Annotated in this window: 25 protein-coding genes; 22 read left to right on the forward strand and 3 right to left on the reverse strand. The window is 50.0% G+C overall.

All coding sequences use genetic code 11. The features are described 5' to 3' along the window. Positions 1-18: 18 nt before the first annotated feature. On the reverse strand, positions 19-1,578 hold the full coding sequence (locus ACRQV7_RS07715; protein ID WP_444660126.1) for an acyl CoA:acetate/3-ketoacid CoA transferase: 1,560 nt from the start codon (positions 1,576-1,578) through the stop codon (positions 19-21). A 191-nt stretch (positions 1,579-1,769) separates the two neighbouring features. Between ACRQV7_RS07715 and ACRQV7_RS07720 the strand changes: the two genes are divergently transcribed. Then, positions 1,770-2,783 (forward strand): helix-turn-helix transcriptional regulator, encoded by a 1,014-nt coding sequence (locus ACRQV7_RS07720; RefSeq protein ID WP_444660128.1) that lies wholly within the window; start codon positions 1,770-1,772, stop codon positions 2,781-2,783. Here the strand turns inward: ACRQV7_RS07720 and ACRQV7_RS07725 are convergent. Continuing rightward, the gene (locus ACRQV7_RS07725) at positions 2,776-3,363 is read right to left on the reverse strand and encodes a manganese efflux pump MntP (RefSeq protein ID WP_275715718.1); all 588 of its coding nucleotides are present in this window, start codon (positions 3,361-3,363) and stop codon (positions 2,776-2,778) included. The genes ACRQV7_RS07720 and ACRQV7_RS07725 overlap by 8 nt on opposite strands. Positions 3,364-3,558: 195 nt before the next feature. On the opposite strand from ACRQV7_RS07725, the gene hisH reads away from it, so the two are divergent. From hisH to plsY, 10 genes are all read left to right on the forward strand, one after another. After that, positions 3,559-4,170, forward strand: coding sequence for an imidazole glycerol phosphate synthase subunit HisH (hisH, locus tag ACRQV7_RS07730; protein ID WP_444660130.1), 612 nt, complete (start codon positions 3,559-3,561; stop codon positions 4,168-4,170). A 22-nt stretch (positions 4,171-4,192) separates the two neighbouring features. Then, entirely contained in the window at positions 4,193-4,951 is a 759-nt protein-coding gene (hisF, locus tag ACRQV7_RS07735; RefSeq protein WP_444660132.1) for an imidazole glycerol phosphate synthase subunit HisF, read from the forward strand. Positions 4,952-5,042: 91 nt separating this feature from the next. Beyond that, positions 5,043-6,191 carry a D-alanyl-D-alanine carboxypeptidase family protein gene (locus ACRQV7_RS07740; RefSeq protein WP_444660134.1) on the forward strand — a complete coding sequence of 383 codons (1,149 nt, stop codon included), beginning with the start codon at positions 5,043-5,045 and terminating at the stop codon, positions 6,189-6,191. Positions 6,192-6,297: 106 nt separating this feature from the next. Then, complete coding sequence (locus tag ACRQV7_RS07745) at positions 6,298-7,638, forward strand: glucose-6-phosphate isomerase (protein WP_444660136.1); 1,341 nt, start codon at positions 6,298-6,300, stop codon at positions 7,636-7,638. Positions 7,639-7,695: 57 nt separating this feature from the next. Further along, positions 7,696-8,112 carry a hypothetical protein gene (locus tag ACRQV7_RS07750; protein ID WP_444660138.1) on the forward strand — a complete coding sequence of 139 codons (417 nt, stop codon included), beginning with the start codon at positions 7,696-7,698 and terminating at the stop codon, positions 8,110-8,112. Between the two features lie 141 nt (positions 8,113-8,253). Continuing rightward, on the forward strand, positions 8,254-8,748 hold the full coding sequence (locus ACRQV7_RS07755; protein ID WP_444660139.1) for a YceD family protein: 495 nt from the start codon (positions 8,254-8,256) through the stop codon (positions 8,746-8,748). A 27-nt stretch (positions 8,749-8,775) separates the two neighbouring features. After that, entirely contained in the window at positions 8,776-8,958 is a 183-nt protein-coding gene (gene rpmF, locus ACRQV7_RS07760; RefSeq protein ID WP_444660141.1) for a 50S ribosomal protein L32, read from the forward strand. 86 nt (positions 8,959-9,044) lie between these two features. Next, positions 9,045-10,349, forward strand: a complete 1,305-nt coding sequence (locus tag ACRQV7_RS07765) for a DUF512 domain-containing protein (protein WP_444660143.1) — start codon at positions 9,045-9,047, stop codon at positions 10,347-10,349. Between the two features lie 5 nt (positions 10,350-10,354). After that, complete coding sequence (gene der, locus ACRQV7_RS07770) at positions 10,355-11,677, forward strand: ribosome biogenesis GTPase Der (RefSeq protein ID WP_444660145.1); 1,323 nt, start codon at positions 10,355-10,357, stop codon at positions 11,675-11,677. Positions 11,678-11,690: 13 nt separating this feature from the next. Continuing rightward, on the forward strand, positions 11,691-12,422 hold the full coding sequence (gene plsY / locus ACRQV7_RS07775; RefSeq protein ID WP_444660147.1) for a glycerol-3-phosphate 1-O-acyltransferase PlsY: 732 nt from the start codon (positions 11,691-11,693) through the stop codon (positions 12,420-12,422). A gap of 109 nt (positions 12,423-12,531) precedes the next feature. On the opposite strand, the gene rpmB is transcribed toward plsY, so the two are convergent. Beyond that, positions 12,532-12,720, reverse strand: coding sequence for a 50S ribosomal protein L28 (gene rpmB, locus ACRQV7_RS07780; RefSeq protein ID WP_081928271.1), 189 nt, complete (start codon positions 12,718-12,720; stop codon positions 12,532-12,534). A 212-nt stretch (positions 12,721-12,932) separates the two neighbouring features. Between rpmB and ACRQV7_RS07785 the strand changes: the two genes are divergently transcribed. The 11 genes from ACRQV7_RS07785 to ACRQV7_RS07835 all read left to right on the forward strand — a co-directional run bounded on the left by ACRQV7_RS07785 (position 12,933) and on the right by ACRQV7_RS07835 (position 21,753). Further along, positions 12,933-13,625: a site-2 protease family protein gene (locus tag ACRQV7_RS07785; RefSeq protein ID WP_444660149.1), complete on the forward strand. Its 693-nt coding sequence runs from the start codon at positions 12,933-12,935 to the stop codon at positions 13,623-13,625. Positions 13,626-13,637: 12 nt separating this feature from the next. Continuing rightward, positions 13,638-14,378: a segregation and condensation protein A gene (locus tag ACRQV7_RS07790; protein ID WP_444660151.1), complete on the forward strand. Its 741-nt coding sequence runs from the start codon at positions 13,638-13,640 to the stop codon at positions 14,376-14,378. Continuing rightward, entirely contained in the window at positions 14,348-14,908 is a 561-nt protein-coding gene (gene scpB / locus ACRQV7_RS07795; RefSeq protein ID WP_444660153.1) for an SMC-Scp complex subunit ScpB, read from the forward strand. Before ACRQV7_RS07790 ends, scpB begins: the two co-directional genes overlap by 31 nt. Before the next feature lie 286 nt (positions 14,909-15,194). Continuing rightward, a complete protein-coding gene (locus tag ACRQV7_RS07800; protein WP_444660155.1) occupies positions 15,195-15,587 on the forward strand; it encodes a DUF2953 domain-containing protein in 393 nt (130 codons plus the stop codon). A 2-nt stretch (positions 15,588-15,589) separates the two neighbouring features. After that, the gene (gene ytfJ / locus ACRQV7_RS07805) at positions 15,590-16,051 is read left to right on the forward strand and encodes a GerW family sporulation protein (protein WP_444660157.1); all 462 of its coding nucleotides are present in this window, start codon (positions 15,590-15,592) and stop codon (positions 16,049-16,051) included. Between the two features lie 168 nt (positions 16,052-16,219). Continuing rightward, on the forward strand, positions 16,220-17,245 hold the full coding sequence (locus ACRQV7_RS07810; protein ID WP_444660159.1) for a D-alanyl-D-alanine carboxypeptidase family protein: 1,026 nt from the start codon (positions 16,220-16,222) through the stop codon (positions 17,243-17,245). A gap of 26 nt (positions 17,246-17,271) precedes the next feature. Beyond that, on the forward strand, positions 17,272-18,105 hold the full coding sequence (locus ACRQV7_RS07815; protein ID WP_444660161.1) for a pseudouridine synthase: 834 nt from the start codon (positions 17,272-17,274) through the stop codon (positions 18,103-18,105). A gap of 16 nt (positions 18,106-18,121) precedes the next feature. Continuing rightward, positions 18,122-18,421, forward strand: a complete 300-nt coding sequence (locus tag ACRQV7_RS07820) for a hypothetical protein (protein WP_444660163.1) — start codon at positions 18,122-18,124, stop codon at positions 18,419-18,421. Positions 18,422-18,529: 108 nt separating this feature from the next. Next, positions 18,530-19,888, forward strand: coding sequence for an acyl-CoA carboxylase subunit beta (locus ACRQV7_RS07825; RefSeq protein ID WP_444660165.1), 1,359 nt, complete (start codon positions 18,530-18,532; stop codon positions 19,886-19,888). Between the two features lie 40 nt (positions 19,889-19,928). Continuing rightward, complete coding sequence (locus tag ACRQV7_RS07830) at positions 19,929-20,339, forward strand: biotin/lipoyl-containing protein (RefSeq protein ID WP_444660167.1); 411 nt, start codon at positions 19,929-19,931, stop codon at positions 20,337-20,339. A gap of 13 nt (positions 20,340-20,352) precedes the next feature. Beyond that, positions 20,353-21,753, forward strand: coding sequence for an oxaloacetate decarboxylase subunit alpha (locus tag ACRQV7_RS07835; protein WP_444660169.1), 1,401 nt, complete (start codon positions 20,353-20,355; stop codon positions 21,751-21,753). The last annotated feature ends 113 nt before the right edge of the window (positions 21,754-21,866 follow it).

Consider the following 21,866-nt stretch of genomic DNA (forward strand, 5'->3'; position numbering starts at 1 on the left):
ATCTGTTTTCCTTCAGGTTTATTCTTTCAGACCCATTTTTTCGTCTATAAAGATACGTGCGTCCATCTGTTTCAGGTCGGGGGATATGATCGGCTTCATCGGCATATGGGCAAGCACATCTTTTTCCAGGTCAATACCGGGGGCGGTTTCCGTCAGCATAACGCCGTCTTCTGTCAGCTTGAACACGGCGCGTTCCGTAATGTACATAACCGGAAGATGATTCTTGATGGCTGTTTTTACGCTGAATGTAATATGTTCGACGCTCTCACGGAACTTATTGGCGCTGCCTTCGTGCAAAATATGGAGTTTGCCGTCCTTTATTTCGGTTTTTAAACCGTTTGCCGTAAAGGTCCCACAGAAAAACACCTGTTTGGAGTTTTGGGAGATATCGATGAATCCGCCGCATCCGGGCAGCTTCGCGCCGAATTTGGATACGTTTACATTGCCTTCCTTATCGGATTCGGCAAAGCCCAGGAACGCCTGGTCGAGCCCGCCGCCCTGATAGAAATCGAACATGGAGGGCATGGAAATGATGGACTCGGGGTTCAGGCTGACGCCAAAGTCAATGCTGCTTTGCGGGTTGCCGCCAAAGATACCGGACTCTACGGTCAAAGAAAATTTATTTGTGATGCCTTCTTCCTGAGCGACGGAAGAGATGTATTCCGGGATGCCGATTCCAAGGTTGACAATGCTGCCGTCTTTCAGCTCCATCGCCGCGCGGCGGGCAATGATTTTCTTGTTGTTCAGAAGGGCTGGGGTGAATTCGGAAAGCCCCATTCTGTGTTCGCCGGAGAAGCCGGGATTATACTGCGTGCCATAGTTCTGCATATGATATTTGATATCGCTGACAACGACTACCGCGTCCACCAGAACGCCCGGAATTTCCACTTTCTGCGGGTCGAGAGATCCCGCCTCCACGACTTTTTCGACCTGGACGATAACGGTGCCGCCGGAATTTTTGCACGCCTGCGCCACCGCGAGCGTTTCCGCACGGACGCCTTCGCGCTCTATGGAAATATTTCCGTTCTCGTCCGCATAGGTGCCGCCCAGAATAGCGAAATCAACAGGATGGGTCTTGTAGAAAAGATATTCTTTTCCGTCGATTTCCATTAAGCTGACCAAATCCTCCGCTTCCCGGGTAAGGGGATTCAGCTTCCCGCCCAGGCTGCGGGGGTCGACAAAGGTACCGAGGCCCACCTGAGAGATGGTCCCCGGTTTGTTTGCCGCTGTATCGCGGAACATGTGGGTGGTAACGCCCTGGGGAAAATCATACGCCAGTATTTTGTTCTCAATGACCAGTTTGCCGAGCCTGGGCGCCATCCCCCAGTGGGCGCCGATTCCCCGGCGCACAAGACCTTCATGGGCAAGATGGTTCAGGCCCTTTGTTTTTCCGTCGCCCTGGGCGGCGCAAAATAGCAGGGTAAGGTTATTCGGTTCGCCGGTTTCCAAAAAACGGTTCTCAATTTCCATTGCGATTTCCTCGGCAACCGAGGCGCCCATAAATCCGTTTGTTGCGAAATTAATATTGTTTGGCACCAGATCGGCCGCTTGCCGCGCAGTCAATATCTTTACAGCCATTCTTTAATCCTCCGAAAAAAATACTTTGTTAATATTATATCATTTCCGTGTAAAATTACAAGTTCCTTTGTACCAAAATATGTCTTTTAGTGGCCAATATGGTAAAAAGATACGATCTTTTGACAGATTGGTAAAGAATGATACCAAATCCTACCATATTATGGTAAAATAATTTCAAAGACGGAAAGCAGGTGAAACGTTTGACAGACCATGGCAACGCGAAAATGAAACTTCTATTCTTATTAAAGCTGCTGAGAAAATATTCCGATGATGAGCATCCGGTTTCCGCGGTGGAGCTTTGCCGTCTGTTGGAGCAGGAAGGGATCGGGACAGAGCGAAAATCCGTCTACCGCGATCTTGATGTCCTGACGAAATTCGGGGTGGATATTGTCTATACCCGTTCCCCCCGGCAGGGCTTCTTTATAGCAAAACGCGATTTTGAACTGGCTGAAGTCCGTCTGCTGATGGATGCCGTGCTCACGGCGCCTTTTATCACCAACAAAAAAACAGCCGAATTGACAGACAAGCTTTGCGAGCTCCTCAGCTGTCATCAGGCTGAAACGGTTTTGAAACAAATATATGTGGATCAACGAATAAAATTTGACAATGAAGAAATCTATTATAATATCGATACCATCAACCGGGCCATTGCCCAGCGTAAAAAATTATCGTTTTCCTATCACCATCGCGTGATCGCGGGCGGGAAAGCGCAGCTGGATGAAGGCCGGGAATTTATCATCAGCCCCTACGCGCTTCTGTGGGCGAACGATAAATATTACCTGGCGGGAAATTATGAAAAATACGATACGATCAGCAATTACCGGCTGGACCGGATGAAACGGATTGCCCTGACCGCTTTGGAAGTGCGTCCGTTCAGCGAGGTCTGTTCTTATCGGGATTATTTTGATACCGCGGACTATCTGCGCAGGACATTCAATATGTACAATGGGGAACAGGAGCGCATTATGCTGCGGTGCTCCAACAGCCTGCTCGAAACGATCATCGATAAATTCGGCGGGGACATCGAGTTTTCCTGTCACGACAGCAACGCCTTCACCGTGAGGGCCTCCGTGTATGTCAGCGACGGCCTGATCGAATGGCTGCTGCAGTACGGGGACCGGGTGATCGTTCTGTCGCCGCAGACGCTGAAAGATGAGATGCTGAAGCGGATCGAAGCGATGCGCGCCGCGTATCAAATCACGTAAAAAACATGTGCTCCACGAAAATCTTGACGCCAATGCCCGTCAGGACGATTCCGCCGAACAGTTCCGCTTTTGAAGAAAGCAGCTTCCCAAAATTTTTCCCGATATAAACGCCGATCAGGCAAAGGAAGAAGGTAACGGTTCCGATGATTCCCACGGAAGAAACCATCAGGGCTGCCGTTTTGGCGCCCACTGCGGACGGAAGAAGAATTCCGGTGGCCAGGGCGTCAATGCTTGTCGCAACGGAAAGAGTAACAAGGGTCTTGAAACCGATGTCGTTTTGCCTCTGACCGGTGCTTTTTTCTTCCGGCTGTTTAGAGGATTCCATCATCATTCTGATTCCCAGGTAAGAAAGAAGTACCAAAGCGATCCAGTGATCCACCGCATTGATAAAACCTTCTCCCGCTTTGCCAATGAGCCAGCCGAGCATGGGCATGAGCGCCTGAAAAAGTCCGAAGCTGAATGCAAGCTTTAAAGAGAATCTCGGCGTAACTTTTCGGATCGTCGCCCCGTTGGTAATGCTGACTGCAAACGCGTCCATGGCAAGGCCCAAAGCAATGCCGACCAATGAAATATAATCCATGGTTTTTCCTCCGAATCAAAAAAGACATGAATATTATCATACCTTTTTATTGAGGCGATGTCAATTATAACGATGGACAAGTTTTTAATTTAATATGGTAATAAATTAATATGTTAAATCAATTGCGTTTCTTTTTTAATCATGATAAAATTTAAGTAGAATTGGATGCAAGTTTAATGAGAAGGATAATGTATTATGATTGCTGTGATCGATTACGGCGCCGGAAACCTGCAAAGCGTTGTAAAGGCATTTCATTTTATCGGCTGTGACATCCTTGTCACGGCGGACAAGGAGGAGCTGAAACACGCTTCCGCTGCGGTACTGCCCGGTGTTGGCGCGTTTGGCGACGCGATGAGCTGCCTGAAAAAAGCCGATTTCGTGACCCCGGTGCTCGATTTTATAGAGAGCGGCAAGCCCTTTCTGGGAATTTGCCTCGGTTTGCAGCTCCTCTTTGAAGGAAGCGAGGAAACTCCGGGAATCAGCGGGCTTGGCGTATTAAAAGGAAAAATTCAAAAGATTCCCGCGGAGACGGGGCTGAAAATCCCGCATATCGGGTGGAATTCTCTTTCCGTAAAAGAAAACAGCGGCCTTTTTCAAAATATGGAACCCAATCCCTATGTCTATTTTGTCCATTCCTACTATCTGAAAGCGGAAGACCCGGGGACCGTTTCTTCCACCACCGATTACGGAGTTGCCATCGACGCCTCCGTCCAGCGCGGCAATCTGTTCGCGACCCAGTTCCATCCGGAAAAAAGCGGGAGAACAGGCTTGCAGATGCTGAAAAATTTCGTATCGTTTGTTTCTTGATTTTTGCGCGGAGGTTATGATTATGTATGCAAAACGGATTATCCCCTGCCTGGATGTGAACGGCGGCAGGGTCGTAAAAGGAACTTCCTTTGTCAATCTGCGCGACGCGGGAGACCCGGTGCAGGCCGCCATTGAATATGACAAACAGGGTGCGGACGAGCTTGTGCTGCTGGATATTACCGCATCGTCCGACAAACGCGGGATTATGCTGAACATCGTCAGCAAGGTGGCCGAACAGATTTTTATTCCGTTCACAGTCGGCGGCGGAATCAGAACGGTGGATGATTTTACAGCCCTGCTTCGGGCGGGTGCGGACAAGGTTTCCGTCAATTCCGCCGCGTTGAACCGTCCCGCCGTGATCAGCGAGGCTGCGGAAAAGTTCGGCAGCCAGTGCGTTGTGTGCGCGATTGACGCGAAACGCAGGAAAGAGGGCGGCTGGACGGTTTATCAAAACGGAGGCCGCATCGATACGGGAAAAGACGCCGTGGAATGGGCGGTGGAAGCGGCCCGGCTGGGAGCGGGGGAAATTCTTCTGACCAGCATGGACTGTGACGGCGTGAAGAACGGGTATGATCTGGAACTGACTGCGGCGGTTTCGCAAAGCGTCAATATTCCGGTGATTGCTTCCGGTGGGGCGGGAAAGCTTGAGCATTTTTACGATGCGTTTACCGCGGGAAAAGCGGACGCGGTTCTGGCGGCTTCGCTGTTCCATTTCGGGGAAATCACGATTCCGGAACTGAAAACATATCTCGCGCAAAGAGGAGTCCCTGTCAGACAGTAAAAATGAGGCCGAATTTGATTCGGCCTCATTTTTTATGGATAGAACCTCTTTTTTTGGCATAAGAATTACTAATAAATTGGAGGTGCTGGAGATGAAGTTAAAAAAATTGTCGGCATGCTTCCTCGTGGTTCTGATGCTTATTTCAGTTTTGCCGGTGAAAGCGGCTGCACTGTCCGACACGGAGGTGAAAGCCCCGTCAGCCGTACTGATGGAGTCGCAGACCGGAAAAATACTTTACGAGAAAAATTCACATGAAAAGCGCCCTTGCGCGTCCATTACGAAGGTCATGACGCTGCTTCTCATTATGGAAGCGCTTGACTCCGGTAAAATCAAGCTTACCGATATGGTTTCCACAAGCGAACACGCGGCGTCCATGGGCGGCTCCGACATTTGGCTGAAGCCGGGGGAGACGATGTCGGTGGACGACATGCTGAAAGCTACGGTAGTCGCCAGTGCGAATGATGCGGCCGTAGCGCTGGCAGAGTATGTTTCCGGCAGCGAGGATGAATTTTTGCAGCAGATGAATCAGAAAGCAAAGAACCTCGGCATGAAGGATACCGTTTTTAAGAACTGCAACGGCCTCGACGAAGACGGGCACGTCACCTCCGCGTACGATGTCGCGCTGATGTCCCGCGAGCTGATAAAACATACGAAAATATTCGACTATACAAAAATCTGGATGGAAAATATCCGTGACGGCAAGACTCAGCTGGTCAACACCAATAAGCTGCTGAAGACCTATAAGGGGATCACCGGGTTGAAAACCGGAACCACCGGAAAGGCGGGCAGCTGTATGACGGCCACCGCCGAACGCGACAACGTAAAGCTGATCTCGGTTGTGCTGGGCGCGGCGGACACAAAGACGCGGTTTTCTGCTGCGTCCGCTTTGCTGGACTACGGTTTTGCCAACTGGTCTGTGACCACTCCCGCCGTTCCGCAGGAGGCTGCCAAGCCTGTCCCGGTGCTGAACGGGATGAGCGATACGGTTGAAACGACCGCCGAAACGGACGGCAGCATTCTGGTGCCGAAAGGAAAGGCCGGAGAAATCAAATACAGCGTTTCTTTTCAGCCGGAAATCACGGCCCCGGTGACGAAAGGCCAGGTCGTGGGAAAAATCACCTGCAAGCTTGGGGACGAGGTTGTAAAGGAATATAATATCTGTGCAAAAAATTCCGTTTCCCAAATAACGTTTGGCTCCGCCTTCCGGCTGTTAGCAAAATATCTGCTGAAAATGCTTTGAATAGAATTTATGAAATAATTATAAAATATAGTGCTCCTCCTTGCAAATGTAGTCAATATATTGTAATATAATCATATCGAACGTATCATTTAGGAGGAAGCAAAAAATGTCTGTCAGACTGGAATTAAAACATCTTTCAAGTTTCATCGGACAAAATGAATACACGGCGATTGCCCCTCAGATCCGTCAGGCCCATGAGGCTCTGCATTCAGGAAATTGTGTGGGCAATGATTTTATCGGATGGGTAAACCTTCCTGCCGATTATGATAAAGAGGAATTTACACGTATAAAAGCGGCGGCGGAAAAGATCAAGTCGGATACCGATGTTTTTATTGTGATCGGCATCGGCGGTTCTTACCTCGGCGCTCGCGCAGCCATCGAATTTCTGAATTCCCCGAATTATAATTTGGTCAGGAAAAATACCCCGGATATCTATTTTACCGGAAACAGTATCAGCTCTTCCGCACTGAGCGAGCTTTTGGAGCTCTGCGAGGGCAGGAACGTTTCCATCAACATGATTTCCAAATCCGGCACTACGACCGAGCCGGCAATCGCTTTCCGGGTGCTCCGCAAGCTTCTGGAAGAGAAATACGGCAAGGAAGAAGCGCGCAAGAGGATTTACTGCACCACCGACAAGGTGCGCGGCACCTTGAAGCAGCTTGCGACGAAGGAAGGCTATGAAACCTTTGTGATTCCGGATGACGTCGGCGGCAGATACTCCGTGCTGACGGCCGTCGGCCTTCTGCCCATCGCTGTCAGCGGAGCCGATATCGACGCGCTGATGGCCGGCGCGGCAAAGGCGCAGCAGGAGCTGAACAATCCGGACCTGGGCTCCAACGCGTGCTATCAATATGTAGCCGCCCGCAACCTTTTATACCGCAAGGGGAAGGAAATCGAAGTCCTTGTCAGCTATGAGCCGTGCTACTCGATGATGTGCGAATGGTGGAAGCAGCTGTTCGGCGAGAGCGAAGGCAAGGATCATAAGGGCCTTTTCCCGGCGTCGGTTATTTTCTCGACCGACCTGCATTCCATGGGTCAATACATTCAGGACGGCAGACGTTCCTTATTTGAGACGGTTGTTTTATTCGATAAAGCGAAAAAAGATTTGTTTATAGAAACAGACCCTGAAAATGTTGACGGTTTGAACTTTCTGCAGGGAAAGAGTATGGCTTATATCAATGAAAAAGCGTTTGAGGGAACTGTTCTGGCACACGCTGACGGAGGCGTCCCCAGCGTTGTACTCCGCGCACCCGATTTTTCTGAAGAGACGCTCGGCTACATGCTTTATTTCTTTGAAAAGGCCTGTGCGATTTCCGGAAGCCTGCTCGGCGTAAATCCCTTCAACCAGCCCGGAGTCGAAAGCTACAAGAAAAACATGTTTGCTCTTCTTGGCAAGCCGGGTTATGAATCGGAAAAGAGTGCTTTGGAGGCGAGATTAAAGAACTAGCAAAAGCAGGAGTTTTCTCCGCTTTTGCGGAAATAATATAATATAGGAGGAGTTTTCATGATAACTCTTATCGTTGGCAAAAAAGGTTCAGGAAAAACAAAGAAGCTGATCGAAAGCGCAAACGACGCGGCCAAAAAGTCAAACGGCAATGTTGTGGTCATTGAAAAGGGTCTGAAATTGACCTACGATTTATCCCATCAGGTAAGGCTGATCGACAGCGATGCATACGGGATTCAGGGTGCGGACGCACTCGTCGGTTTTATCAGCGGTATTTGTGCAGGCAACTATGACTTGACGGATATTTTTGTTGATTCCACCTTAAAGATAATTGGGCATGATATGAAAGCCCTCGTACAGTTTACTGAAAAAATGAATGCCCTTTCCGCGCAGGCCAATACCAGTATTTCACTTCTTGTTTCCGCAAGCAAAGAGGAGCTGCCGGAGGAAATCCGCTCCTTCTCCGTTCAGAGCTAAGGGCAAACCTTTCTTTCATAATGCTGCCGCAGGCGTTTCGTCTTCGGCAGCTTCTTTATGAATATGAATATATTGTAATTTTCTATTGACAAAACATCGATAAATCTATATAATAAGCTAATGTAGCGCCGAGGTGTAATTATGCTTCTTGATTTGAAAAAGGTGTTTTCCGACAGGGAGGAAAGCCGTTCCTTTGACTACCTGCTGGATTTGTCATCTACCGATATCAATGCCTATCATCCCTTTGTTTCGCCTGTAAGGGTTCGGGGTACCGTGAAAGGTCAGGACGGCTTTGCGCAGCTTAACGCCGAGGTTTCGTTTGAATTTTCCATTCCGTGCGACCGATGCATGAAGCAGATCGATAAATGCTATCATTATACCTTTTGGCACACTCTGGTGTTGTCTTTGGAAAACGAGGACGATGTCAGCTATGTGGAGGTTCCCGATTACCAGCTTGATTTGGACGAGCTGATCCGGGCGGATATTTTGCTTGAGCTGCCGTCCAAGTATTTATGCAGCGATGATTGCAAAGGCCTGTGTCCTTCCTGCGGGAAAAATTTGAATGACGGAACATGCGATTGTGATTTTCATCAGATTGATCCTCGTTTGCAGGCTCTTAAAAAACTAATAGATTAGTCTGAGTTTTATAAGGAGGTGCTGAAGATGGCGGTACCAAAGAGTAAAGTGTCGAGTGCAAGACAGAATAAAAGACGTTCAAATGTTTGGAAGATGAGTGCTCCTGCTCTGGTGAAATGCCCTAAATGTGGCGAGTGGAAGACTCCGCACAGAGTTTGTGGCAGTTGTGGTTACTACAACGGCAGGGAAGTAATCAAAAAAGAAGCATAAGCTTTGTTTGATTTTCCAAAAATGTAGAGAAGGAGCGATCCTTCTCTTATTTTTTTATGAAATCTTTGTGCAGCAGAGGAGTTATTATGTCAGTTAAGATTCTATCGGTCGATCAGGACAGCCCTGCCGAAAAAAGGAAGATATTGCCGGGGGAAACGCTTGTTTCCATCAACGGCAATGAGATTAACGACGTTCTGGACTACCGCTTTTACGAGACGAGCAAGAACCTCTCCCTCCTGCTGACGGACAGCGGCCGGAATCCGCGTACGGTTTCCATCCGAAAAGGGGAATACGAATCGATCGGGCTGGAATTCGAGACTTATTTGATGGACGAGCAGCATTCCTGCCGCAACAAATGTATTTTTTGCTTTATTGACCAGCTGCCGAAGGGAATGCGCAGTACCCTTTACTTCAAAGACGATGATTCCCGTCTCTCTTTTTTGTTCGGAAATTATATTACGCTGACCAATATGAGCGATCATGATGTCGACAGAATCATAAAAATGCACATCAGCCCCGTGAATATATCGGTTCATACCACCAATCCCGAGCTTCGGGTAAAAATGATGGGGAACCGGTTCGCCGGGGAATCGCTTCAAAGTTTGTACCGGTTCGCGCAGGCGGGCATCAAGATGAATACGCAGCTCGTTGTCTGTAAGGGCATCAACGACGGAGAAGAGTTGAAACGAAGCTTAACCGATCTGGGAAACCTCTATCCGGCGGTGCAGAGCATTGCCGCCGTGCCGGTCGGCCTGACACGGTTCAGGGAAGGGCTGTTCCCGCTTGAGTCGTTCGACAGGGATTCTGCGGAAGCGGCTGTACGGATTCTCGAGGAATTCGGGGACCGCTTTACGGCCGAATTGGGGGAACGCATCTGCTATGCCGCGGACGAATTTTACCTGAAGGCGGGGCGTCCCATCCCGCCGGCCGAATTCTACGGCGATTTCGACCAGCTGGAAAACGGGGTGGGCCTGATGGCGAATCTGAAACAGGAATTCGAGAGCGCTCTGGAGGATTTTCAGGCTCCTTCCGAACCCCGCCGCGTTACGCTGGTAACGGGGACAAGCGTTTATCATTTTCTGAACTCTTTACTTGACGAATTAAGAATAAAATGCAATAATTTAGCATGTAATCTAATTCCTATCATGAATCATTATTTTGGGGATACCATAAATGTTACGGGGCTGGTAACCGGTACCGATATCATACGGCAGTTAAAGGGGAAAGATTTAGGCGACGAGCTGATTGTGCCCGCCGTTATGCTTCGCCGCGAGGGGGACATTTTTCTGGATGATCTTTCTCTTGACGATTTGAGCAAAGCCTTGAATATAAAAGTTACCGTATCTCCCAACGACGGATATGAGCTTTTGAATACAGTATTAGGGAGTTGATGTGATTGGCTAAACCTGTAGTTGCAATCGTAGGCAGGCCAAATGTCGGAAAATCGACACTTTTTAATAAATTGATCGGTGAACGCCTTTCCATTGTAGACGATACCCCGGGGGTTACCAGGGACAGAATCTACGGAGAATGCGAGTGGGGGGGCCGAACGTTTTCCATTGTCGATACGGGCGGTATTGAACCCGATTCCGGAGACGTGATTTTGACCCAGATGAGGATGCAGGCCCAGCTTGCGATCGACGCGGCGGATGTCATCGTGCTTGTTACGGATATCCGTACGGGCGTTGTGGCCACTGACTCCGATATCGCGGCTATGCTGCTGAAAAGCGGAAGACCCGTGATCCTCTGCGTCAACAAGTGCGATACGATCGGGGAACCTCCGGCGGAATTTTACGAGTTTTACAATCTGGGGCTCGGCGACCCGGTGGCGGTTTCTTCCGTTCACGGCCACGGCACCGGCGATCTGCTCGACAGGATTGTAGAGCATCTTCCCGCCGAGGAAGAAGACGAGACCGACAGTGAAATTATTAAGGTCGCTATCATCGGAAAGCCGAACGTGGGGAAATCCTCCCTGGTGAACAAGATTTCCGGAGAGGAACGGTGCATCGTTTCCGACATTGCCGGCACAACGCGGGACGCGATCGATACGACCATTGAAAATCAGCACGGACGATTTACGCTGATCGATACCGCCGGGCTCCGCAGGAAAAGCAAAGTGGACGATTCCATTGAAAAATACAGCGTGATCCGTGCGCAGATGGCGATAGAACGGGCCGACGTCTGCGTGATCATGATAGACGCTTCGGTCGGGTTTACCGACCAGGATTCCAAAGTGGCGGGTCTGGCGCACGAAGCGGGGAAGGGTTGCGTCATTGTCGTCAATAAATGGGATATCATAGAAAAAGACGACCGTACCATGATAGAATACCGCAAAAAGCTGGAAGACGACTTTTCTTTCATGTCCTATGCTCCTATGATCTTTATTTCAGCAAAAACAGGCCAGAGGCTCGACCGTCTCTTTGACCTGATCAAGCATGCCGCGAACTCCAACTCCATGCGGATTGCCACAGGCATGCTAAACGATGTCCTGGCGCAGGCTGTGGCCAGAGTGCAGCCGCCGACGGACAAGGGAAGGAGGTTGAAAATCTATTATATGACACAGGCGACGGTCAAACCGCCCACCTTTGTATGCTTTGTAAATTCCGCACAGCTGTTCCATTTTTCGTATCAAAGGTATCTTGAAAACCGAATCCGGGAGACTTTTGGATTAGAAGGCACTCCCATCCGGCTGATTGTGCGCGAGCGAGGAGATAAGTAAGGAGGAGTTACTGATGTTCAGTTATCTTAGGGATTTTGCACTGCCATCGGTTTTAGTAGCGCTTGTTTCATATTTTTTAGGAAGTATCAGCTCTTCTATCATTTTTACAAAAGTATTCGATAATAATGTGGATATCCGCACGCTGGGCAGCGGAAACGCGGGGGCGACCAATGTCCTGCGTTCCGTCGGCGTCAAGGCTGCGATTTTTACCTTTATTTTTGATTTTGCCAAAGGCGCGGTTTCCGTTATGATCGGCAGGGCGGTTTTTCAGTATGTCTGCAGCCAGGCTGCGGCGCCCCTGATGATCAATCCGCACGTTGTGGCGCAGTACGGCGCCTATATTGCGGGTGTGGCCTGCGTTTTCGGACATATTTATCCGATTTATTTCGGTTTCAGAGGCGGAAAGGGCGTACTGACCAGCGCCGCGATGATCGCATTGATCGACTGGCGTGTGTTCCTGATCGTGATCGGTGTGTTTCTGGCTTTGTTTCTGAGCACCCAGATTGTCTCGCTGTCCTCCATCTGCGCGGCGGCGGCTTTCCCGGTTGCCACATTCATCATTACCTTTTTTATCGATTTCAGGGGGAATCAGGCGGCCGCCGGGCCGGTTCCGATTTCTTATGTATGGATAACGACCGCCGTTGCATTTTGTATGGGCTTTGTTCTGATTTATAAGCACAGAACCAATATTGAAAGGATCAAGAACGGAACCGAAAAGAAAATCACGATTAATCACAAAACATAAAAATTGCAGTGCCGCTATGAAATCCGGTCATAGCGGCACTGCTTTTATCCATTTTTTACGCAGAAAAAAGGAGCCCTTCAAGGCTCCTCTAAACATAATGTTTTTTTGATCAGACGGCCCGGGTTACCTTGCCGGAACGCAAGCAACGGGTGCAGGCGTAAATACGCTTAGGAGTACCGTTCACAACTGCTTTAACACGCTTAATATTGGGCTTCCAAGTTCTGTTCGCACGTCTGTGTGAGTGGGAGACCCTAATACCGAAAGCCATATCCTTGCCACAAACATCACATTTTGCCATGTGTCTGCACCTCCTTTAAAAGGACTGTTTATAGAATCGCAACAGTAGTATTTTATCAGATAATAAATGGAATTGCAAGCCCTTTCCGGCCTTTTTTGATGATATTGTGCCGGGAAAATGAATTTCAACGATAAATCTCCCGGTTTTTACCGCCTTGCTTGTTTTTTAGGCCGAAAGGTATTATAATAATATTCCATAAAGGAGACTATGATATGCTGTTTAACATGATCAGTGACGTTTTTTCAGGACAGCCGTTTGACATGGCTTCCGCTTTATCCCAAATACTGGCCACCCTGTTTATCATTTTCTGCATTCTGCCTCTGCACGAATGTGCGCACGGCTGGGTTGCCTACAAGCTTGGCGACAAAACCGCCAAATACAGCGGCAGGCTGACTTTAAATCCGCTCGCCAGCATTGACCCGGTCGGTTCGCTGTTCCTTCTTCTGTTCGGCTTTGGCTGGGCGAAGCCGGTTCCGGTTGATTCCCGGTACTTTAAAAACCCGAGACGCGACATGGCCATCACGGCTTTGGCGGGACCCTTGTCCAACCTGCTGGCGTCTGTCGTCGGCGCCGTGATTTATCAGGGGCTTTGGATTGCGCTGAAACCAAATGTCCCTGCGTTTGTGCAGACCTTCTTTATCGCCTATATCACGATCAATGTCGCCCTCGCGGTGTTCAATATGATTCCGCTGCCGCCGCTGGACGGTTCCAAAATTCTGGGCGCTTTTCTGTCCAGTAAAGCGCTTTACAATTATTACAGATATCAGAACATTATCATCATGATCGCTTTCGTGGTATTGTTCAGCGGTATGCTCCGTGTTCCCCTTGACATTCTGCAGAGAGCCTGCCTGAACATTGTGCTGTGGCTGGCGGAACTTCCATTTAAACTGTTCGGTCTGTTATAAAAGGGAAGGATTATGGAAAAACTATCCTATAGGCTGCCTGTTTTTGAAGGGCCTCTCGACCTGTTGCTTTATCTGATTGCCAAAAACAAGCTGAATATCTGTGAGATTCCGATTGCCGAGCTTCTGGACCAGTACACGGAGCACATACAGGCCATGAAGGAACAGGACATGGATATCGCGAGCGATTTTCTGGAGATGGCGGCGCGGCTGGTCTATATGAAAACCGTTTATTTGCTCCCGAAGCACGAGGAAGCGGACGAGCTTCGGCGGGAACTGAGCGGACAGCTTCTGGAATATCAGGAATGCAAGCGCGTCGCGCGGGTTTTAGCCGAACATTTCAGTTTTAACGCTTTTGTCCGTGAACCTGCTGAAATACAGGTTGACCCCACTTACCGGCGCAATCATACGCCCGCGGAGCTTTTTAACGCTTACCATAACGCAGTGGGGAGGGGAAGGCGCCTGATTCCGCCGCCTCCCGAAGCGTTTTCTCACCTTGTTACGCACAAAACCGTAACGGTTTCCTCACGGATCATCTATGTGCTGCGCCGTCTTTGGCAGAGAGACGGCATCAGATACGAAGAATTGTTTGAGGAAAAACGGGACAAATCCGATCTGGTGGCTACTTTTTTGGCGGTCTTGGAGCTGGTGAAAGGGAAGCGGGTGCGTATCGAAGGCGGAAGCTGCAGCGCGGTGGTAAAATTAATCAATGGCGGTGTGAAAAATTGGAGATCAAGAAATTTCAGGGAGCAATAGAAGCGATCCTTTTCTCAAGCGGAGATCCGGTTTCCATTGACAGAATAGCGGACGCGCTGGATCTGGACAAGTCCACCGTCGCGAAAATGCTTCAAAACCTGATGGACGAGTTCAACCGCGAAGAGGCGGGCGTCCAGATTGTAAAGCTCGAAGATCATTATCAGATGTGCTCCAATCCTCAATATGCCGAATATGTCCGGCGGATCCTGGATATGCGCCGCAACACCCCTCTGTCCCAGGCGGGCATGGAGGTGCTTGCCATTGTCGCCTATAATCAGCCGGTAACAAAGGCTTTTGTAGAGCAGGTCCGCGGTGTGGACTGTTCCGGGGTGCTGGGCAGTCTGACTTTAAAGGGACTGATCGAAGAGCGGGGCCGGCTGGAGCTTCCGGGAAGGCCGCTGCTTTACGGCACCACGCCGAATTTTTTGCGGTGCCTGAATATTTCTTCTCTCAGCGAGCTTCCGCCTCTTGAAAAATCACGGCAGGAGGAAAACGCGGCAGAGGAAATGGCGGACGTTTCCGCCGGATGACCGGATAAATGGATGAACTGCAGGAGGCATTATGACAGCTTTATTGATTGTTTTGGGAATTGCCCTGTTCCTTTTTGCCCTTCTGCTCTTTCCCGTTTCTGTTTCCGCCTGTTTTGAACAGGAGTTTTCCGCGAAAATCAAGTATTTGTTTTTTAGCTATCAAATTCCGTCGGAACCCCAGGAAACCGGGGAACCGGAAAAAACTGGAAAGGAAGAAACAGGAGAAAAAAGTGACGCATATTCAAAATTCAGGGACATAATAAAGCGTAAGGGTTTATCCGGTTTTTTGGACATCATCAGTGAATTTGCCTCTATTGCCACAGGGGCGGCTAAAAACCTTTTTTCTCATGTTGTCATTCAGCGTATTTTTGTCGATATTGCGGTTGCGGATGAAGACGCCGCGCAGGCTGCCATTTCCTACGGATGCACCTGTTCCGTGGTTTATCCCGCAATGGCGGTGCTTGTTACCCGGGTGAAATGCAAGGACTATCATATCCATATCGCTCCCGACTTCAACGAGAAGGAGAGCCGGATTTTCTTTACCTGCGAAATAAAAGCAAAGCTGCTTTTTATCCTTTCGTCCATGCTGCCCGCGCTATTAAAATCATTGATGCTGCTGAAAAAAATAAAAATAAACCCAACGAAAATCAAAAAAACGACAGATAAGGCGGTGCATTAAAAATGAGCGATCATCCTATTGAAGGCATGATGAATACAACTCTGGAAAAAATCAAGCAAATGGTTGACATCAATTCCATTGTCGGTGACCCGATCACCGCACCGGATGGATCCATTATTATTCCGATCTCCAAAATCAGCTATGGGTTTGCTTCCGGCGGTTCGGACTTCCCAAGTAAAGTCCAGTCGGAAAAGAACTTTTTCGGCGGAGGTACCGGAGCCGGTGTTTCCATCAATCCGGTGGCTTTCATTACGATTTGCAACGGCTCGGTGAAAATGCTGCAGATTGACCCTTACAACAATACCGCGGACAGAGTGATCGGCATGTTCCCCGATGTGGTCGATAAAATCAGCGGCCTTTTTAACAAAAAGGGCGAAGGAAAAAAATCAAAGAGCCCTGAAAACAAAAACGGGGATGATGTTTCACAGACAAAAGGCGTGAAACTGGACGACCCGCAAATATAATTTTTCAATATTGAAGCAACCGCTTGCATATAAATTGATAGGCAGGTGGTTGTTTTGTTAAAAAAGAAAATATCTTTATGGTTATGTCTGTTATTTTTTTCTCTTTCCTTTCCGGTTTCCGTGTGGGCGGATGGCCAGCCGCAGGTTTCCGCAAAATCAGCGGTATTGATGAACGCGGACGATGGGCAGGTACTATACGTAAAGAACGAAAATGACAAACGGCCCATGGCAAGCACGACAAAAATCATGACGGCTCTGATTACGCTGGAAACCGCCGCGGTGGATAATAAAATCGTTACCATAACGGACAGCATGGTTCGGGTAGAGGGCTCCTCCATGGGCCTGAAGCCCGGCAACAAGCTCAGCCTGAAGTCTCTGGCGGAAGGGATGCTGGTCGTTTCGGGAAATGACGCGGCCAACTCCGCGGCCATTGCCATAGGCGGTTCCTTAGATGCCTTTGCGGAGCTGATGAATCAGCGGGCGCAGCAGTTGGGCATGAAGGATACCCATTTTGTCACGCCCTCCGGCCTGGACAATTCGGAGCATTATACAACAGCCAGCGATCTGGCCAAATTGGCCATGGCGGCGATGCAGAACCCCGATTTTGCGGCAATCGCCTCCCAAAAGGCGGTCACCGTGCAATATGTGAATCCGGTTCAGACCATCCGTTTTACCAATCACAACAAGCTGCTGGGCATGTATGAGGGCTGTATCGGGGTAAAAACGGGCTTTACCAAAAAATCCGGAAGATGTCTGGTCTCCTCGGCGGAGCGGGATGGGGTCTGTCTGGTCGCGGTTACGCTGGATGCGCCCGACGACTGGAACGATCATCAGAAAATGCTGAATTACGGGTTCGCGCAATTGTCCTCGTATCCCGTTGACGACTCCTCTTTCACTGTGCAGATTCCGGTTGTGGGCGGTTCGTCAAACCGGATTATGGTGAAGGGCAGCGCGGGGAAAGAAATCGTTGTGACCGCTGATGAAATACCAAACATAAAAAGGACTGTTGAACTGCCCTCTTTTTTTTATGCGCCCATACAGGAGGGGCAGACGCTCGGCGTTGTCAGGTACACGCTGAATGGGAAAACGCTTGCCACCACGGACCTGATTGCCGACGGGCAGGTCCCGAGAGCTGCGATCCACAAAAACAGGTTCCAGATATTTTGGGACTGGGTAAAAAATCTGTTTTTATAAATGAAATATAAAGGATGTATTATACGATGGCAAAAGATGTTAGGCTGCAAAAAATGCTTGCGGACTGCGGGGTTGCTTCCAGAAGAAAGGCGGAAGAAATGATTTCCGCCGGAGAAGTAAAGGTAAATGGCGTTACAGCAAAAATCGGCGATAAGGTAGATCCGAAAAAGGATAAGGTCAGCGTGAACGGCAGGCTGCTGGACACTCATGTGAAGCCGGTCTATATCATGCTGAACAAGCCGCGCGGCTTTATCACCACCATGAGTGATGAGATGGACCGGAAATGTGTGGCAGAGCTCATTAAGGATGTGCCGGAGCGTATTTATCCGGTGGGCCGTTTGGACCGGGAGTCCGAAGGGCTTCTGCTGATGACGAACGACGGGGAATTTGCCAACGCGATGACTCACCCGTCGCTGCATATTCCCAAAACCTATCGCGTAACGGTGCATCCTTCCATTTCGGAAGACCAGCTGACCCAGATAGCGGTGGGCATCGTAATCGACGGCAGGAAAACCGCGCCGGCCAAGGTCAATGTTCTTTCCCAGGAAACCGGGCGCGTGGTGCTGGAAATCGTGCTGTACGAAGGCAGAAACCGTCAGATCCGCAAAATGTGCGAACAGCTCGGTCTGGAAGTAGCACGGCTGAAGCGGATTGCGGTCGGTCCTGTAAAGCTTGGAATGCTCCAGCCCGGAACGTGGCGGCCCCTTACCGCTGAGGAAGTCAAAAAGCTTACTGCCGGAGCAAAAGCGGACAAGCAGCATAAAGAAGCGGGGAGTGAAGCGGATGATTTCCATTCTGACATTAAACGACCAAGACAGAGCCGCCCAAATCGTACGGACCCTTCCCGCCGCAGAAAATAATGCGCGGATTCTCGTGATGAGGGAAGGGGAGCGGGAGCTGGGATATGTGGTCGTCGACATGCAGTCTTCGGTGATCCGGATGCTGAAAATGGAAATCGCCGGGTGCAAAAGCCTGAAAGAGCTGGATGCGCATGGCCTTTTGTGCGCGGACAGCATGCTCCGGGCCGCCGCCTCCTACGGAGCGGCGATCGGCGCCTATCGGATGGAATCCCGGATAGACGAACTTCAGGAGTTCCTTTCCGGATGCGGTTTTCTATGGTCAAATGATAAATTCACAAGTCCTCTGTCGAATTTTATAAAGATATGTCAAAAATAAACAAAATTTTTCGGAAATACTTGCTAACTTCTTTGTAATATATTATACTTAATTTGATTTCGTTAATTTTTTTACATGAAAATTCAATATAAAACGGAGGAATGGAAAATGAGTAAGGTCGATTGTGCGGAACGGCTGCATACCGCCCGTGATACGGCGAAAAATGCGACAGGCTATCGACGTATCAGCACTTTATTTGACGTAGGCAGCTTCAATGAAATCGACAGCTTGTCCAGGTCAGGGGAAGACTATACGGAAGTTGTTGCGGGTTATGGCACAATTGAAGGCGTACCCGCTTACGCTTTTGCCCAGAACAGCGACGTTGCGGGCGGTGCCATGTCGAGCGCACAGGCTGCAAAAATCAAAAAGCTATACAATCTCGCCCTTAAAACAGGACTTCCTGTCGTTGGAATCTACGATTCTATCGGCGGCCGGCTGAAAGAGGGCGGCAATATGCTGGCGGCTTACGGCGACATTCTGTTGACCGCCAATAATCTTTCGGGCGTTGTTCCACAGATTTCACTCGTGCTGGGTCCCTGCATCGGTACATCCGCTATGATCGCCGCCAGCGCCGATATTGTGGTGATGTCGGATAAGGGCGAGCTGACCATCGATACAAACGGGGAACACGGTTCCGCAGATGAGGCCGCGGAGCTGGGCGTTTGCCATCTTGTTGCCGGTGGCGAGCAGGACGCGATTTCTTCCGTACGCAAGCTGATTACCCTTCTGCCTTCCAATAATCTTTCCGGGGCCCCGGTCTTGGATATGCAGGGCTCCGCCGACACGGCCGACCTGACCGATGACTCCGACATCCATTCCATTCTTTCGGCGGTTTGCGATGACGACAGCTTCCTGGAGCTCAGTGAAAAATACGGCAAAGCCGCTGTTACGGGACTGTCCGAGATTGACGGCTCAACCACGGGCGTCGTTGCCTTGACCGGTGTGCTAAATGCGGACGCCTGCGCAAAGGCGGCGCGCTTTGTAAGATTTTGCGATGCGTTTTCGCTGCCGGTCGTCACCTTTGTAAACGCTGAAAAATTCACTTCCCTGCGGGAGGCTTCCAAGCTGTCCAGCTGCTATTCGGAAGCAACGACCGGAAAAGTCACCGTCATTACCGGCTCGGCTTACGGTCCGGTTTACGTTGCGGCGGCCGGACGCGGAGCCAATGCCGATTATACCATGGCGTGGCCGAACGCGGTGGTTTCTCCGCTTGCACCGGAAACCGCGGCCGTATTTCTTTGGAATGACCATCTGGCGGGTTCCGCCGATCCTGTTGAGGACCGTAAGCGGTTGATTGAAGAATACAAAACGACGGAAGCGTCTCCGTTTGGCGCCGCCGCCCACGGATTTGTGGAAGACATTATTCTTCCGGAAGAAACAAGAATCCGCGTGATTGCCGCCCTGCAGATGATATCGGGCAAAAGAGTTTCCGGTCTTCCCAAGAAACACAGCAACATTCAAATATAGTCACCGCAGATCCATTTGAATTATTTAGGAGGTCAAACATATGAAAAACCTTAAAATAACCGTCAACGGCACTGTTTATGATGTTCAGGTTGAAGAAGTAAGCGGTTCTGCTCCTGGAGCTGTGGCTTCCGCACCCGCCGCCCCGGCTTCCAAGGCCGCGGCCCCCGCTCCTGCTCCGGCAAGTGCACCCGCTGCACCGGCGCCGGCTCCCGCTCCGAAGGCGGCTGTTCCGGCCGATGCGGAACTGATTTCCTCCCCGATGCCGGGCACGATCGTTTCCGTTAACGTAACCGCGGGCCAGACTGTGAAAAAGGGCGACGTCCTGCTTGTTTTAGAAGCGATGAAGATGGAGAATGAGATTATGGCTCCGCACGACGCTGCTGTCGCGGCGGTTCATGTAAACAAAGGGGACAGTGTTGATTCCGGCACTCCTCTTGTTTCCCTCCAGTAAGGGGGGCATTATCATGGCTAAAAAAATTGGAATTACCGAAACGATTCTGCGCGACGCTCACCAGTCTTTAATTGCAACCAGAATGCCGATTGAAGACATGCTGCCCATCCTTGATAAGCTCGACAAGGTCGGGTACCATTCCCTGGAATGCTGGGGCGGCGCCACCTTCGACGCCTGTCTCCGCTTCCTGAACGAGGACCCGTGGGAAAGGCTGAGAACCCTTCGCAAAAATTGCCCGAACACAAAGCTGCAGATGCTTTTCAGAGGGCAGAATATGCTTGGCTACCGTCATTACGCCGACGATGTACTGGAATATTTTGTCCAGCGCTCCGTTGCGAACGGCATCGACATTATCAGAATTTTTGACGCCCTGAATGATATCAAGAATTTAAATGTCGCCATCAAGGCCGCCAAAAAAGAGGGCGCTCACGCACAGGTCGCTATTTCTTATACGACCGGCCCGATTTTTACGCATGAATATTATATTGACTATGCGAAGAGAATCGAGGAAACCGGAGCGGATTCCATCTGCATTAAAGATATGGCCGCTCTTTTAACGCCTTACGAGACCTACGACCTTGTCAAAGCCATCAAATCCGCGGTCAAAATCCCGGTTCAGCTGCATACGCATTATACCTCCGGCCTTGCTTCCATGTGTGAGCTGAAGGCCGTGGAAGCCGGCGCCGATCTGCTTGATACGGCCATGTCTCCTATGGCGCTGGGAACCTCTCACACTCCGACGGAGTCCATGGTGGCGGCACTCAAGGGAACGGAATACGATACCGGCCTGGATTTGGTTCTGCTCAACGAAATCAGGGAATATTTCATGACCCTGAGGGCAAAGTACATCAAGAGCGGTCTGCTTGACCCCAGCATGCTGGCGACAAACACGAAGGCCCTGATTTATCAGGTGCCGGGCGGAATGCTGTCCAACCTGCTTTCACAGCTGAAGCAGGCCGGCAAGGCAGACAAACTGGAGGAGGTTCTTCAGGAAGTCCCTCGTGTCCGCAAGGATTCCGGTTATCCGCCGCTGGTTACGCCTACGTCCCAGATCGTCGGTACGCAGGCTGTGTACAATATCATTACCGGCGAGCGTTACAAAATGTGCACGAATGAATTCAAGGATCTGGTGGCCGGAAAATACGGCTCCACTCCTTTGCCGATCGACGACGAGTTTGCGAAGAAGATTATCGGTGACACGCCGAGAGTTACATGCCGCCCGGCCGACCTGTTGCAGCCCGAACTCGAATCCCTCCGCAAAGAGTGCGCCCAGTGGACGGAGCAGGAGGAAGACGTCCTTTCCTATGCCCAGTTCCCGAAGGTCGCTACCGACTTCTTCAAGAAACGCGCGGAGAAAAAATACGGTATTGACGGAAAGCACGCGGATGCCGAAAAAATGGTTCACCCAGTCTAATATCCTTTTCCCGATCAATTCAGCCCCAGAATTGGGGCTGAATTGTTTTGCTATAGTTGACAATTCCTATGGAAAACTGATATTATTATTAATAATGCTCTTTGTTCAAAATG

Origin of the sequence: Caproiciproducens lactatisolvens (genome assembly GCF_052443335.1) — a bacterium.
Classification (GTDB): Bacteria; Bacillota; Clostridia; order Oscillospirales; family Acutalibacteraceae; genus Caproiciproducens.

Coding starts and splice junctions, on each gene's coding strand:
- ACRQV7_RS07715 (WP_444660126.1), bottom strand. CDS start 1,578: ATGGCTGTAAAGATATTGACTGCGCGGCAAGCGGCCGATCTGGTGCCA.
- ACRQV7_RS07725 (WP_275715718.1), bottom strand. CDS start 3,363: ATGGATTATATTTCATTGGTCGGCATTGCTTTGGGCCTTGCCATGGAC.
- hisH (WP_444660130.1), top strand. CDS start 3,559: ATGATTGCTGTGATCGATTACGGCGCCGGAAACCTGCAAAGCGTTGTA.
- hisF (WP_444660132.1), top strand. CDS start 4,193: ATGTATGCAAAACGGATTATCCCCTGCCTGGATGTGAACGGCGGCAGG.
- ACRQV7_RS07740 (WP_444660134.1), top strand. CDS start 5,043: ATGAAGTTAAAAAAATTGTCGGCATGCTTCCTCGTGGTTCTGATGCTT.
- ACRQV7_RS07745 (WP_444660136.1), top strand. CDS start 6,298: ATGTCTGTCAGACTGGAATTAAAACATCTTTCAAGTTTCATCGGACAA.
- ACRQV7_RS07750 (WP_444660138.1), top strand. CDS start 7,696: ATGATAACTCTTATCGTTGGCAAAAAAGGTTCAGGAAAAACAAAGAAG.
- ACRQV7_RS07755 (WP_444660139.1), top strand. CDS start 8,254: ATGCTTCTTGATTTGAAAAAGGTGTTTTCCGACAGGGAGGAAAGCCGT.
- rpmF (WP_444660141.1), top strand. CDS start 8,776: ATGGCGGTACCAAAGAGTAAAGTGTCGAGTGCAAGACAGAATAAAAGA.
- ACRQV7_RS07765 (WP_444660143.1), top strand. CDS start 9,045: ATGTCAGTTAAGATTCTATCGGTCGATCAGGACAGCCCTGCCGAAAAA.
- plsY (WP_444660147.1), top strand. CDS start 11,691: ATGTTCAGTTATCTTAGGGATTTTGCACTGCCATCGGTTTTAGTAGCG.
- rpmB (WP_081928271.1), bottom strand. CDS start 12,720: ATGGCAAAATGTGATGTTTGTGGCAAGGATATGGCTTTCGGTATTAGG.
- ACRQV7_RS07785 (WP_444660149.1), top strand. CDS start 12,933: ATGCTGTTTAACATGATCAGTGACGTTTTTTCAGGACAGCCGTTTGAC.
- ACRQV7_RS07790 (WP_444660151.1), top strand. CDS start 13,638: ATGGAAAAACTATCCTATAGGCTGCCTGTTTTTGAAGGGCCTCTCGAC.
- ytfJ (WP_444660157.1), top strand. CDS start 15,590: ATGAGCGATCATCCTATTGAAGGCATGATGAATACAACTCTGGAAAAA.
- ACRQV7_RS07810 (WP_444660159.1), top strand. CDS start 16,220: ATGAACGCGGACGATGGGCAGGTACTATACGTAAAGAACGAAAATGAC.
- ACRQV7_RS07815 (WP_444660161.1), top strand. CDS start 17,272: ATGGCAAAAGATGTTAGGCTGCAAAAAATGCTTGCGGACTGCGGGGTT.
- ACRQV7_RS07820 (WP_444660163.1), top strand. CDS start 18,122: ATGAGGGAAGGGGAGCGGGAGCTGGGATATGTGGTCGTCGACATGCAG.
- ACRQV7_RS07825 (WP_444660165.1), top strand. CDS start 18,530: ATGAGTAAGGTCGATTGTGCGGAACGGCTGCATACCGCCCGTGATACG.
- ACRQV7_RS07830 (WP_444660167.1), top strand. CDS start 19,929: ATGAAAAACCTTAAAATAACCGTCAACGGCACTGTTTATGATGTTCAG.
- ACRQV7_RS07835 (WP_444660169.1), top strand. CDS start 20,353: ATGGCTAAAAAAATTGGAATTACCGAAACGATTCTGCGCGACGCTCAC.